Genomic DNA, 13,037 nt, shown 5'->3' with positions numbered 1-13,037 from the left:
CTGGGGGCGGGCTCCTGCCGTACCTCCACGACGGGCTCCCGCGGCGCCGGCGCCGCGGAAGGCGAGCTCTTCGCGGGGGCGGGCGCGGCGGAACCCAGCTGCACGCCGGTCGCGGGGAAGCCCTCCGGCTCGTATTTGATCCCGGGATCGGTCTCGGCCGTCGCCGAGGCGGTCAAGGCCGGCATGACCGCGGTCTTGGCGGGCTTGGCAGGCTTGGCGGCCCGCTGCTTGCCGCCGTCGGCCACCTCGTGCAGCAGCCTCGCGGCCTCGTCGTAGGACATGCGCCGGGCCGGGTCCTTGCGCAGCAGCCCGTCGAGCACCGTGGCCAGCAGCCGTCCGGCGCGGACCGGCGGCTCCGGCTCGTCGTTCAGCACGGCGTGCATGGTCGGCAGCGCCCCGCCCCGGTCGTGCGGGGGCTTGCCCTCCACGGCCGCGTACAGCGTCGCCCCGAGCGACCACAGGTCCGACTCGCGCTGCGCGCTGCCGCCCTTGATCCGCTCCGGCGGGATGAACGCGGGCGTGCCCGCGATGCCGGTCATGGTCAGCGCGGTCTCGGTCTCCAGCGTCGCGATGCCGAAGTCGGTCAGCACCACCCGGCCGTCATGGGCCATCAGCACGTTCTCAGGCTTGACGTCCCGGTGCAGCACTCCCTGGGCGTGCGCGGCGCGCAGCGCGTCCAGCATCTGGAGGCCGATCTCCGCCACCTGCTCGGGGGGCAGTGGGCCGTCCTGCCGCAGGACCTTGCCGAGGGAGCGGGACTCCACCAGCTGCATGACGATCCAGGGGCGCCCGTCCTCCTCGACCACGTCGTGGACGACCACCACGTTCGGGTGCGTCAGCCGCCCGGCGGCACGCGCCTCGCGCTTGGTGCGCCGGTTGAAGTCTTCCTGGTTGTCCTCGCCGAGCATGTCCGCGTAGCGGACCTCTTTGACCGCGACCTCGCGGTCCAGGAGTTCGTCGTGGGCCCGCCAGACGATGCCCATGCCACCCCGGCCGATGGGCTCGCGCAGGTGGTAGCGGGCGGCAATGCGACGTCCCTCAGAAGACTGTGCTTCGGCCATCAACCGCACCTACCCCTTTCTAAACCCCCGAATACTCTCATAGGCCGAGAAGGGTGATCGACTCCCGCGCGACCTGAGTGTCCACAATCCGAGACGTGTTGTCCAGCAGGTGGCGTGTGGTGGGGAGATGGCCTATCGTCAATATCATGACTTGCTATTTCGCGTTTATCGAGCCGGCTCCGGAGGGCCGGTCGTGACAGCGTGATCTAGCGACCATCCGGAGCCGGCACGAGGCAGAGACCCAGTCTCTGCCTTTTTTGTTTCTGACGATTCGCCGGCTCGCGGATGGGTGCCGGCTGAGCATGAGGAGCCGAGATGTCCTTGTTGACCGCACACCTGGAGCGCGGGGCCGTGAAGCTGGGGACGCTCACGGTGGGGGCCGGACCGGCCGTGGTGGTCGGTGGCCCGGGCGCGGACGCCCGCTGGGTCAACCTGCGCGACCACCACGGGAGGGTGCCCGCCGCCGAGGCGGTGGCGGCGGTCCGCGCCGAGTGGGCCGGGCCGATCCTGGTGGAGCCGTTCTCGGCGGCGGACCTGCCGGAGATCGCCGGGAGCGCCGACGGCGTGGTGGTCGGCGCGGCCTGGATGCAGGACTTCCGGCTGGTCCGCGCGGTCGCCCGCCTGGGGCTGCCGGTGCTCGTCCAGCGCGGCCCTGCCGCGACTCTGGAGGAGTGGCTGGCCATCGCCGACTACTGCGTGGCCGAGGGCAACGACCAGGTCGTGCTCTGTGAGAGCGGCAGCCGTACGCACCTGGCCGGGGTGACCCTCGACCTGGCCCTGATGCGCGCCGCCCGGGAGAAGTCCGGCCGCCCCGTCCTGGCCGATCTCGGTGAGGACCCCGCACTGGCCGCCGCCGCCGTCGCGGCCGGCGCCGACGGCCTGCTGCTGGCCCCCGGCGCCGGCGAGCGGGCTGTCCTCGCCGCGCAGGAGGCCGTGAGGATCGTCGGCGCGGTCACCCGCCGCGAGACCCCCGACTCCGTCCTCGCCGCCCGCGGCGCCGTCGACCGGGTCGACGCGGCCCTGGCGGTCCTCCTCGAACGCCGTGCCGAGCTCGCCGGCACCATCCAGCGGCTCAAGCCCGTCGGCGGCTTCGCCGGCCGCGACATGGACCGCGAGCGCCGCCTGGTCGCCGAGATGGCCCGCCGCGCCCCCGGCCTGGGGGAGGTACGGCTGGCGCCCATCATGAACGCCGTCATCGAGGCGGGCCTGCACCTGGCGGAGGAGCGCAGGGCGAGCGGTCAGGACTGACCCGGGTCCCGGACGGGCGCGGCGCGCCCGCGAAGGGGAAGGGTGCCGGCCGGCCGCGGGCTCGCGAAGGGGGCCGGCCGGCCGCGGCGCGTGCCCGCGCCGGGCGTCAGTCGAGGGACGCACCGGCGCGCCGGCGGCGGGGGTCGACGATCCGCCAGCCGGCGGCGATGGCGGCGACCAGCAGGGGGATGCAGAAGAAGGCGATGCGCTGGTCGGCGTCGGCGAACGCCATGAGCAGCATCACCAGCGCGAGGAAGGCCAGGGTGAGCCAGCCGGTGTAGGGCGAGCCCGGCATCCGGAAGGCGGGGCGTTCGAGCAGGCCCTGTTCGGCGGCGCGGCGCAGCCGGATCTGGCAGTAGAGCAGGGTGCCCCAGGTGGTGATCACGCCGAGCGAGGCGATCGCGGTGGCGATGTTGAAGGCGCGCTCCGGGACGAAGTAGTAGAGGACGACCCCGGCGACGAACACGGTCGCCGTGATGAGGATGCCCCCGTAGGGGACCTGGCGGGAGCTGAGCTGCCCGGCGAAGGCGGGGGCCTCGCCCTTCTGGGCCATGGCCCGCAGGATCCGGCCGGTGGAGTAGAGGCCGGAGTTGCACGACGACAGGGCGGCGGTGATGACGATCAGGTTCATCGCGTCGGCGGCCCAGGGGATGCCGAGCGCGGCGAAGACCGTCACGAACGGGGACTGGCCGGGGCCGTAGGCGGTCCACGGCAGGACCATGGCCAGCAGCAGGACCGAGCCGACGTAGAAGACCACGATCCGCCAGATCACGCCGTTGATCGCCCTGGGCATGATCTCCCGGGGGTTCTCCGTCTCGCCCGCGGCGATGCCGACCAGCTCGATCGAGGAGTAGGCGAAGATCACCGACTGCAGGCTCATCAGCGCCATCGGGAAGCCGTTGGGGAAGAATCCGCCGTGCGCGACGAGGTTCCCCGCCCCCGCGGTGCTGCCGCCCAGCTCGAAACCGAAGATCACCAGCGCCAGGCCGGTCACCAGGAACGCGCAGATGGCCAGGACCTTCAGCAGGGCGAACCAGAACTCCAGCTCGCCGAAGAGCCGCACCGACAGCAGGTTGACGGCCAGCACGAACGCCAGCGAGATGAGCGCGGTCAGCCATCGGGGGAACTGCGGGGCCCACAGGCTCACGTAGATGGAGATCGCGGTCAGCTCGGCGATTCCGGTGAAGGCCCAGTTGATCCAGTACATCCAGCCGCTGGCGAAGGCCGCCCACGGTCCGACGAAGTCGGCGGCGTACTCTACGAAGGAGCCCGAGGTCGGTTTGTAGAGCACGAGCTCGCCGAGGGCCCGCATGACGAAGAACGCCGCGAGCCCGGCGGCCGCGTACGACAGCACCAGTGCCGGACCGGCCGCCTGGAGCCGCCCGCCGGCCCCGAGGAACAGCCCGACGCCGATCGCGCCGCCGATCGCGATCATCTGCACCTGGCGGTTGCCGAGCGCGTGGCTGTAGCCCTCGTCGGTCTTCACATGTTCCCCCCGTACGCCCAGCTCAGAAACACCGTCACCCAAAGTAGCCGATCGTCGCTCAGAGTGTGCGACGACGGGGGGTCCGAGTGGTGGCAAAGTGTGTGCCGGGGGGTGCGGCGGCGGGTGGCAAACACGCGTAGGCTTCCCACGCCGACACGCGACTAGGGGAGGAACGGGGACGCATGTCCGACTCGTTTGTGCATCTTCACGTTCACACGGAGTACTCCATGCTTGATGGAGCCGCTCGTCTGAAGCAGATGTTCAAACAGGTCGGTGACCTGGGCATGCCCGCCATCGCGATCACCGACCACGGCAACATGCACGGCGCCTACGACTTCTACAAGCAGGCGACCGGCGCCGGGATCAAGCCGGTCATCGGCATCGAGGCCTACGTGGCGCCGGCCTCCCGCCACCAGAAGAAGCCGGTGCTGTGGGGCGAGCCCCACCAGAAGCGCGACGACGTGTCGGCCGGCGGCTACTACACCCACATGACGATCTGGGCGAAGAACGCCAAGGGTCTGACCAACCTGATGAAGCTCTCCTCGCGCGCCTACACCGAGGGCTTCGTGCGCAAGTGGGCCCGGATGGACGCCGAGACCCTCGCCGAGCACTCCGAGGGGCTGATGGCCACCACCGGCTGCCCGTCGGGTGAGGTCCAGACCCGCCTGCGCCTGGGGCAGTACGACGAGGCGCTCGCGGCGGCGGCGAGGTTCCAGGAGCTGTTCGGCAGGGACAACTACTACCTGGAGATCATGGACCACGGGCTCGACATCGAGCGCCGGGTCCGCGACGGCCTGACCCGCATCTCCAAAGAGCTGAACATCCCGCCGCTGGTCACCAACGACTCCCACTACACCTACGAGTCGGACGCGACCTCCCACGACGCGCTGCTGTGCATCCAGACCGGCAAGCAGCTCGCCGACCCCGACCGGTTCCGCTTCGACGGCAGCGGCTACTACATCAAGTCCGCCGACGAGATGCGCGCGGTCGACTCCTCCGACCTGTGGGCCGAGGGCTGCCGCAACACGCTCCTGGTCGCCGAGAAGGTCGACCCGACCGGCATGTTCGGCTTCAAGAACCTGATGCCGACCTTCCCCATCCCCGAGGGGGACAGCGAGGAGAGCTGGTTCCGCAAGGAGATCTGGAAGGGCATGGAGCGGCGCTTCCCCGAGGGCGTCGACGAGGAGCACCGCGCCCAGATCGAGTTCGAGATGAACGTCATCCTGCAGATGGGGTTCCCCTCCTACTTCCTCGTGGTCGCCGACTTCATCATGTGGGCCAAGAACAACGGCATCCGGGTCGGTCCGGGCCGTGGCTCGGCGGCCGGCTCGCTGGCGGCGTACGCGCTGGGCATCACCGACCTCGACCCGCTGCCGCACGGGCTGATCTTCGAGCGGTTCCTCAACCCCGACCGCGTCTCCATGCCCGACGTCGACATCGACTTCGACGAGCGCCGGCGCGGCGACGTGATCCGCTACGTGACCGAGAAGTACGGCGCCGACAAGGTCGCCATGATCGCCACCTTCGGCACCATCAAGGCGAAGGCGGCCATCAAGGACGCCGCCCGCGTCCTCGGCCATCCGTACGCGCTGGGCGACAAGGTCTCCAAGGCGTTCCCGCCCGCGGTGATGGGCAAGGACATCCCGCTGTCGGGCATCTTCGACAAGGACCACCCGCGCTACAACGAGGCCGGTGAGCTGCGCAAGCTGTACGACGAGGACGTCGACGTCAAGTCGGCGATGGACCTCGGCCGGGGCCTGGAGGGCCTGATCCGGCAGACCGGCGTGCACGCCGCCGGCGTGATCATGTCCTCGGAGGTGCTGACCGACTACATCCCGATCATGCGCCGCGACTCCGACGGCGTGATCATCACGCAGTTCGACTACCCGACCTGCGAGACGCTCGGCCTGCTCAAGATGGACTTCCTGGGCCTGCGCAACCTCACGATCATCGACGACTGCCTGAAGATGATCGAGGCCAACACCGGCAACAAGATCGACCTGCTGAAGCTGCCGCTGGACGACCGCAAGACCTACGAGCTGCTGGGCCGCGGCGACACCCTGGGCGTGTTCCAGCTGGACGGCGGCGGCATGCGGTCGCTGCTGCGGCTGATGAAGCCCGACAACTTCGAGGACATCTCCGCCGTCGGCGCGCTGTACCGGCCGGGGCCGATGGGCGCCGACTCCCACACCAACTACGCGCTGCGCAAGAACGGCCTGCAGGACATCACCCCGATCCACCCCGAGTTCGAGGAGTCGCTGCAGGAGATCCTCGGCACGACCTACGGCCTGATCGTCTACCAGGAGCAGGTCATGGCCATCGCGCAGAAGGTCGCCGGGTTCTCCCTCGGCAAGGCCGACCTGCTGCGCCGCGCGATGGGCAAGAAGAAGAAGTCGGAGCTGGACAAGCAGTTCGAGTCCTTCGAGCAGGGCATGAAGGACAACGGCTACTCGGCCGCCGCGATCAAGACCCTCTGGGACATCCTGCTCCCCTTCTCCGACTACGCCTTCAACAAGGCGCACAGCGCCGCCTACGGCCTGGTCTCCTACTGGACCGCCTACCTCAAGGCCAACTACCCCTCCGAGTACATGGCCGGCCTGCTGACCTCCGTCAAGGACGACAAGGACAAGTCGGCCCTCTACCTCAACGAGTGCCGGCGCATGGGCATCAAGGTGCTCCCGCCGGACGTCAACGACTCCGACTTCGACTTCACCCCGCGCGGCACCGACGTGCGGTTCGGCCTGTCGGCCATCCGCAACGTCGGCGGCAACGTGGTCGACGGGATCATCGCCGCGCGCAGGGAGAAGACCCGTTTCGCCGACTTCAAGGACTTCCTGCGCAAGGTCCCCATGGTCGTCTGCAACAAGCGGGTCATCGAGTCGCTGATCAAGGCGGGCGCCTTCGACTCGTTCGCGCACGAGCGCAAGGGCCTGGTGATGGTCCACGAGCAGGCCGTCGACAGCATCATCGGGATCAAGAAGAACGAGGCACAGGGGCAGGACTCCCTGTTCGGGGCGGTCGAGGGCGCCGAGGACCAGACCTTCGACGTGCAGATCCCGCCCGGGGAGTGGGACAAGACCACCCTGCTCCAGTTCGAGCGGGAGATGCTCGGCCTCTACGTCTCCGACCACCCGCTGTTCGGCGTGGAGCACATCCTCGCCTCCGGCGCCGACTGCTCGATCGCCGCGCTCCAGGACGAGAACCGCGCCGACGGCCAGGTCGTCACGGTGGGCGGCATCCTGAGCGGCGTCCAGCGCAAGGTCACCAAGAAGGGCGACACCTGGGTCCTCACCATGCTGGAGGACCTGGAGGGCGCCATCGAGGTGATGATCTTCCCTTCGGCGTACCAGCTGTGCGCGACGGTGCTCGCCGAGGACGCCATCGTCTTCGTCAAGGGCCGCCTGGACAAGCGCGAGGACGTCGGGAAGATCATCGCCATGGAGGTGACTGCTCCCGACCTGACCCGCGAGAGCGGCGGCCCCCTGGCGGTCAGCCTCCCCCTGACCCGCTGCACCCCTCCGGTGGTCGGCCGCCTCAAGGAGGTCCTGACCGCCCATCCCGGCACCACCGAGGTCCACCTCCAGGTCCACAACGGCCCGAAGACCACCATCGTGCGCCTGGACGACCGCCTGCGCGTGGCGCCCTCCCCGGCGCTGATGGGTGATCTGAAGCAACTCCTGGGCCCCGCGTGTCTCGGCGCCTAACGGTCGGATACAAGTTAGGAAACCTTCCTAACTTCCGTTGACACCGCGCCCGGCCGCTTGCCAGTATGCCGATGAGCGGCTTGGCGCGGCGTCCCCCGGGACGTGACGCGCTCAGCGAGAGATGTGCTGCCCCGGCCGCGTGTCGCACGGCGTCGCGGTCGACGCCGTGATCTCCGTCTCTCACCCCCCTCAGGAGACAGCACGTGTCTTCAACGACGCCCCGATCCGTCCCCCACCGCCTCCTGCCGGTCCTCGCGGCGCTCGCCGCCCTCCTCGCCGGAGTCCTCGTCGCCACCGGCCGCGCCGAAGCGGCCGAGACCCTGCTGTCGCAGGGGAAGCCCGCCGCCTCCTCGTCCAAGGAGGGCTCCTCCTACAGCTCGGGCAAGGCGGTCGACGGCAACCTCACCTCCACCCGCTGGGCCTCCCTGGAGGGCAGCGACCCGCAGTGGATCCGCGTCGACCTGGGCGCGGTCTCCCCGATCTCCCGGGTCAAGCTGTTCTGGGAGGAGGCGTACGGCGAGGCCTACAAGATCCAGGTCTCGGACGACGCCGCCACCTGGACGACCGTCTACTCCACGAGCAGCGGAGACGGCGGCGAGGACGACCTGACGGGCCTGTCGGGCTCCGGGCGCTACGTCCGCATGTACGGCACGGCCAGGGGCACCGAGTACGGCTACTCCCTGTACGAGTTCCAGGTGTTCGGCGGCGGCACCGCCACGCCCAGCCCGACCCCGACGGTGACCCCGACCGTGAACCCGGGCGACTCCTTCGTCGTCGCGGCGGCCGGTGACATCGCCGCCCAGTGCACCGCGAGTTCCAGCTCCTGCGCCCATCCCAAGACGGCGGCGCAGGTCCAGGCGATGAACCCCGAGTTCGTCATCACCATGGGCGACAACCAGTACGACGACGCCCGGCTCTCGGACTTCCAGAACTACTACGACAAGACCTGGGGCAAGTTCAAGAGCAAGACACGCCCGGTCGCCGGCAACCACGAGACCTACGACCCGGCCGGGACCTACGCCGGATACAAGGGCTACTTCGGCTCCATCGCCACCCCGCAGGGCAAGACCTACTACAGCTACGACCGGGGCAACTGGCACTTCGTCGCCCTCGACTCCAACTACTTCGACCAGACGGCCCAGATCAACTGGCTCAAGGCCGACCTGGCCGCGAACACCAAGAGCTGCATCGCCGCCTACTGGCACCACCCGCTGTTCAGCTCCGGTGAGCACGGCAACGACCCGGTGAGCAAGCCGGTCTGGAAGATCCTCTACGACGCCCGCGCCGACCTGGTGCTCAACGGCCACGACCACCACTACGAGCGGTTCGCCCCGCAGAACCCCGACGCCCAGGCCACCCCCGACGGCATCGTGGAGATCCTCGGCGGCATGGGCGGCGCCTCGCCGTACAACATCGAGAACGTCCAGCCCAACAGCCTGAAGCGGCTGCAGGACGTCTACGGCGTGCTCAAGCTGAAGCTCGGCCCCGACACCTTCTCCTCGCAGCTCATCGGGACCGACGGCGCGGTCAAGGACAGCAGCCCCACCTACACCTGCCACTAGATGTACATCTCGGCAAGCCGGGCCGCGGACGGAGCACGTCCGCGGTCCCGGCTCTCCTGGGCGGTCCCCGGGAACGTGCTCGCGCTCGGGACGGTCAGCCTGGTCACCGACATCTCCTCGGAGATGGTCACGGCCGTGCTGCCGCTCTACCTGACGCTCTCCCTCGGACTCAACCTGCTGCAGTTCGGCCTGCTGGACGGGCTCTCCTTCGGGGTGACGGCGCTGGTCCGCCTGGCCGGCGGCAACCTCGCCGACCGGTGGCAGCGGCGCAAGCTGGTCGCCGGCGTCGGATACGGGCTGTCGGCGCTCTGCAAGCCGGCCCTGCTCGCGGCCGGCGGCTCGGTCGCGGCGCTGGGCGCGGTGATCGCCGTGGACCGGACCGGCAAGGGGCTGCGGACGGCTCCGCGTGACGCGCTGATCTCGCTGAGCGTCCCGCCGGACGGGCTCGGGCAGGCGTTCGGCGTGCACCGCGCCATGGACACCTTCGGCGCGCTGCTCGGCCCGCTGGTGGCGTTCGCCGTCCTGATGGGCACCGGCGGGGCCTACGACGCGGTGTTCGTGGTCAGCTTCTGCGTGGCCGTGCTCGGCGTGCTGCTCATGGTCATGTACGTCCGCGACCAGCGCATGCCGCTGCCGGGCCCGCGGTCGGCGACCTCGCCGCGCGCGGCCTTCGGACTGCTGCGCGAGGCGGCGTTCCGGCGGGTGTGCGTGGTGGCCGCGGCCCTGGGCCTGGTCACGCTCAGCGACGCGTTCGTCTACCTGCTCCTGCAGAAGCGCGGCGGGTTCGGCGCCGAGTACTTCCCGCTGCTGCCGATCGGCACGGCCGCCGTCTACCTCCTGCTGGCCGTGCCGGTCGGCCGCCTCGCCGACCGGGTGGGCCGGATCCCGGTCTTCCTGGCCGGGCACGTGGCGCTGATCGCCGCCTACCTCGTGCTCATCGGGCCGGGGTGGCTCGTCGCGGTGCTGGCCCTGCAGGGGGTCTTCTACGCCGCGACCGACGGTGTGCTGATGGCCGTGGCGGGGCCGATGCTCCCCGCCCACCTGCGTACCAGCGGCCTGGCCCTGCTCCAGACCGGCCAGGCGACCGCCCGGCTGTTCTCCTCAGTCCTGTTCGGCGCCGTCTGGACGGTGTGGGGGAGCACGCAGGGACTCGCCGCCATGGCCGCCGGGCTCGCGGTGTGCGTGCTCGGCGCCTGGTCCGTCGTGAGGAGGCACGCGTGACCCCGCCGATGACGTGGGCGCCGGGCGCCGAGGAGGAGGACGTGACCATGACGGTGACACGGGCATCCGGTCTCCGACCGGTGACGGTGACGGTGACGCGGGCATCCGGTCTCCGGCCGGTGACGGTGACGGTGACACGGGCATCCGGTCTCCGGCCGGTGACGGGGAGGCGTCCATGACCCCGGTACGGCGCCTGCTGGTGCTGCTGGCCGCCCTCGCCGTCCTCGGCGGCGCGGCGGCCGGCTACGCGGCCTGGGCCGCGCGCCGTGACCCCGTCCCGGCCCAGACGGGGCAGGCGGGGCAGGGCGGCGTGCTCCGTCCCGGGCAGCTGATGTTCCGTACGGCGGCCGGCCGGGTCGCCGGGGTGCCGCTGGGGGACACCTCCGCCGCGCCCACCGGCAGCGGCCTGGCCTGCGACCGCTTCTCCACGGGCGGCGGGACCTCGATCTGCCTGGTGGCCCGGCCGGGACCGGTGGCCACCACGCACGCGGTGATCCTCGACCGCTCGATGCGGGAGACCCGCCGGCTCAAGCTGGCCGGCATCCCCAACCGGGCCAGGATGTCGCAGAGCGGCCGGATGGCCTCGTGGACGGTGTTCGTCACCGGCGACTCCTACAGCGAGGGCGGCTTCTCCACCTGGACCGGGATCCTGGACACCCGCACCGGCTACGCGGTGACCAACATCGAGGACATCCCCCTGACCCTGAACGGCCGCCGCTACCACGCCGCCGACGTGAACTACTGGGGGGTCACCTTCGCCGCCGACGACAACCGGTTCTACGCGACCGTGGCCACGAAGGGGAAGACCTACCTCGTTGAGGGCGACTACGGCAGGTGGCAGGCCCGCACGCTCAGGGAGAACGCAGAGTGCCCGTCGCTCTCCCCCGACGGGACCCGCCTGGTGTTCAAGAAGCGTGTCTCCGACGACCCCGACCGGATGTGGCGCCTGCACCTGCTGGACCTGGCCACCATGCGGGAGACGCCGCTGGCCGAGCCCGCCAGCGTCGACGACCAGGTGGTCTGGCTCGACGAGCGCACGGTGGCCTACGCCAGGGGAGGGGACGTCTGGTCGGTCCCCGCCGACGGCTCCGGCGCCCCGGCCCCGCTGGTGCGCGGGGCGTCCTCCCCGGTGGCCGTCCGGTGACGGCTGTCATACCGGATGGATGACGGTTGTCATGTGACATCGAGGCGGCTTCGTACCGGCGGATGAAGGCCGGATCATCCAAGGAGAGGAGGGAGGACGGTGTCCGGATTGCGATGATCGTCATGTCGTATTTCTCCGGACCTGAGGAGCTGACGGGCGATGACTCTCGCGCGACCCCACCACCGTGGACGGACGATCGCCGGACTCGGGCTGAGCGCTGTGCTCGTGACCTGGGCCGCCGCGCCCGCCGCGACGGCCGCCCCCCTGGCCGGGCCGGCGGCCGCGTCGGCCGGACTCGACCGTGAGGCGCTCCGGCGCGGCCTCGACGCGATCCGCGAGGCCGGGATGTACGGCGCCTACTCCGCCGTGCGGGACGCCGGCGCGGACTGGAGCGGGGCGGCCGGGGTCGCCGACGTGCGCACCAAGCGGCCGGTCCACCCCCGGATGCTCCACCGGGTCGGCAGCATCACCAAGACCTTCACGGCGGTCGCGCTCCTCCAGCAGGCCGAACGGGGGAAGATCGAGCTGGACGCGCCCGTCGCGCGCTACCTGCCCGAGCTGATCCCGGGGGAGCGCGGCCAGAAGATCACGGTGCGGATGCTGCTCAACCACACCAGCGGCATCGGCGACTACGTCTCCGGCGCCTTCCCCTCGTTCCAGCAGGGCTCCACCGCCAGCCTGGACGACAACCGCTTCCGCGACTTCTCCCCCGAGGAGCTGGTGAGGTTCGGCCTGGAGGCGCCGTCCACGGGGGAGCCGGGACAGAACTGGTCCTACTCCAACACCAACTACATCATCGCCGGCCTGCTGCTGGAGAAGGTGACCGGCGTCGCCGCCGAGCCGTACATCACCCGGCACGTGATCCGCAAGGCCGGGCTGCGCGACACCTCCTTCCCGCGCACGCCGCTGATCCCCGGGCCGCACTCCAAGGCCTACGAGTCGTTCTACGGCTACATCGACCCGCCGCGCGACTACAGCGTCTACGACATGTCCTGGGCGGGCACGGCGGGCGCGGTCGTCTCGACGATGGACGACCTCAACCGGTTCTACCGGGCGCTGCTGGGCGGCAGGCTCCTCGGCCCCGCGCAGCTCGCCCAGATGCAGACCACGGTGCCGGTCACCGACGGCGAGGGCAACGTCCTGATGAACTACGGGCTCGGCCTCTACGCCCAGGACCTGCCGTGCGGCCGGTTCTGGGGCCATGACGGAGGGGTGTTCGGGATGGGCACGTTCTCGCTGTCCAGCCCGGACGGCCGCCGCCAGCTCTCCTTGGGGATAAACCTGATGAAGTACCAGCGGATCGACGAGAACGGCGTTCTCCAGCCCCACGCGATCGACTTCGCGATCGGGGACCACATGCTCCAGGCCCTGTGCGGCCCCGCCGCGCCCCTGGCGAAGGGCGGGCGGACGCTCACGCCCTTCCCGACCCAGCAGGTCCTGGTCAAGAGATAGCCGCCCGCTCCCGCGGCCGGTCCGCCGGCCGGCTCGGGGCCCCGGCCCCGCCGGTGCGCGGGGCGTCCTCGCCGGCGGTGCCGCGCCGAGCCTCCCGTTCCCGTACGGCGGGCGCCGTACGGGAACGGGAACCTCTCACGGAGAGAGGCCGGGCCTGTG

8 protein-coding genes are annotated in these 13,037 nt (G+C 70.6%); 6 read left to right on the top strand and 2 right to left on the bottom strand.

All coding sequences use genetic code 11. The features are described from left to right. A partial coding sequence (locus CA984_RS15985) for a serine/threonine-protein kinase (RefSeq protein WP_133061678.1) occupies positions 1-1,061 on the bottom strand: 1,061 nt, incomplete at its 3' end. Positions 1,062-1,376: 315 nt separating this feature from the next. On the opposite strand from CA984_RS15985, the gene CA984_RS49035 reads away from it, so the two are divergent. Continuing rightward, a complete protein-coding gene (locus CA984_RS49035; RefSeq protein WP_341351717.1) occupies positions 1,377-2,309 on the top strand; it encodes a chorismate mutase in 933 nt (310 codons plus the stop codon). A 106-nt stretch (positions 2,310-2,415) separates the two neighbouring features. Here the strand turns inward: CA984_RS49035 and CA984_RS15975 are convergent, their stop codons facing one another. Next, on the bottom strand, positions 2,416-3,795 hold the full coding sequence (locus CA984_RS15975) for an amino acid permease (RefSeq protein WP_242675979.1): 1,380 nt from the start codon (positions 3,793-3,795) through the stop codon (positions 2,416-2,418). A gap of 182 nt (positions 3,796-3,977) precedes the next feature. Between CA984_RS15975 and dnaE the strand changes: the two genes are divergently transcribed. The 5 genes from dnaE to CA984_RS15950 all read left to right on the top strand — a co-directional run bounded on the left by dnaE (position 3,978) and on the right by CA984_RS15950 (position 12,878). Then, the gene (gene dnaE / locus CA984_RS15970) at positions 3,978-7,499 is read left to right on the top strand and encodes a DNA polymerase III subunit alpha (RefSeq protein ID WP_086572850.1); all 3,522 of its coding nucleotides are present in this window, start codon (positions 3,978-3,980) and stop codon (positions 7,497-7,499) included. A gap of 203 nt (positions 7,500-7,702) precedes the next feature. Then, the gene (locus CA984_RS15965) at positions 7,703-9,061 is read left to right on the top strand and encodes a galactose-binding domain-containing protein (protein WP_086572847.1); all 1,359 of its coding nucleotides are present in this window, start codon (positions 7,703-7,705) and stop codon (positions 9,059-9,061) included. Beyond that, positions 9,062-10,282 (top strand): MFS transporter, encoded by a 1,221-nt coding sequence (locus CA984_RS15960; RefSeq protein ID WP_031160058.1) that lies wholly within the window; start codon positions 9,062-9,064, stop codon positions 10,280-10,282. Between the two features lie 175 nt (positions 10,283-10,457). Further along, positions 10,458-11,426 carry a TolB family protein gene (locus CA984_RS15955; RefSeq protein ID WP_086572863.1) on the top strand — a complete coding sequence of 323 codons (969 nt, stop codon included), beginning with the start codon at positions 10,458-10,460 and terminating at the stop codon, positions 11,424-11,426. 159 nt (positions 11,427-11,585) lie between these two features. Beyond that, the gene (locus tag CA984_RS15950; RefSeq protein WP_086572844.1) at positions 11,586-12,878 is read left to right on the top strand and encodes a serine hydrolase domain-containing protein; all 1,293 of its coding nucleotides are present in this window, start codon (positions 11,586-11,588) and stop codon (positions 12,876-12,878) included. The last annotated feature ends 159 nt before the right edge of the window (positions 12,879-13,037 follow it).

Source organism: Streptosporangium minutum (assembly GCF_002149035.1).
GTDB classification, from domain to species: domain Bacteria; phylum Actinomycetota; class Actinomycetes; order Streptosporangiales; family Streptosporangiaceae; genus Streptosporangium; species Streptosporangium minutum.
The sequence above is the reverse complement of the archived record's forward strand: the minus strand, read 5'-3'. Positions and strand labels throughout refer to the sequence as shown.

Coding starts and splice junctions, on each gene's coding strand:
- CA984_RS49035 (WP_341351717.1), top strand. CDS start 1,377: ATGTCCTTGTTGACCGCACACCTGGAGCGCGGGGCCGTGAAGCTGGGG.
- dnaE (WP_086572850.1), top strand. CDS start 3,978: ATGTCCGACTCGTTTGTGCATCTTCACGTTCACACGGAGTACTCCATG.
- CA984_RS15960 (WP_031160058.1), top strand. CDS start 9,062: ATGTACATCTCGGCAAGCCGGGCCGCGGACGGAGCACGTCCGCGGTCC.
- CA984_RS15955 (WP_086572863.1), top strand. CDS start 10,458: ATGACCCCGGTACGGCGCCTGCTGGTGCTGCTGGCCGCCCTCGCCGTC.
- CA984_RS15950 (WP_086572844.1), top strand. CDS start 11,586: ATGACTCTCGCGCGACCCCACCACCGTGGACGGACGATCGCCGGACTC.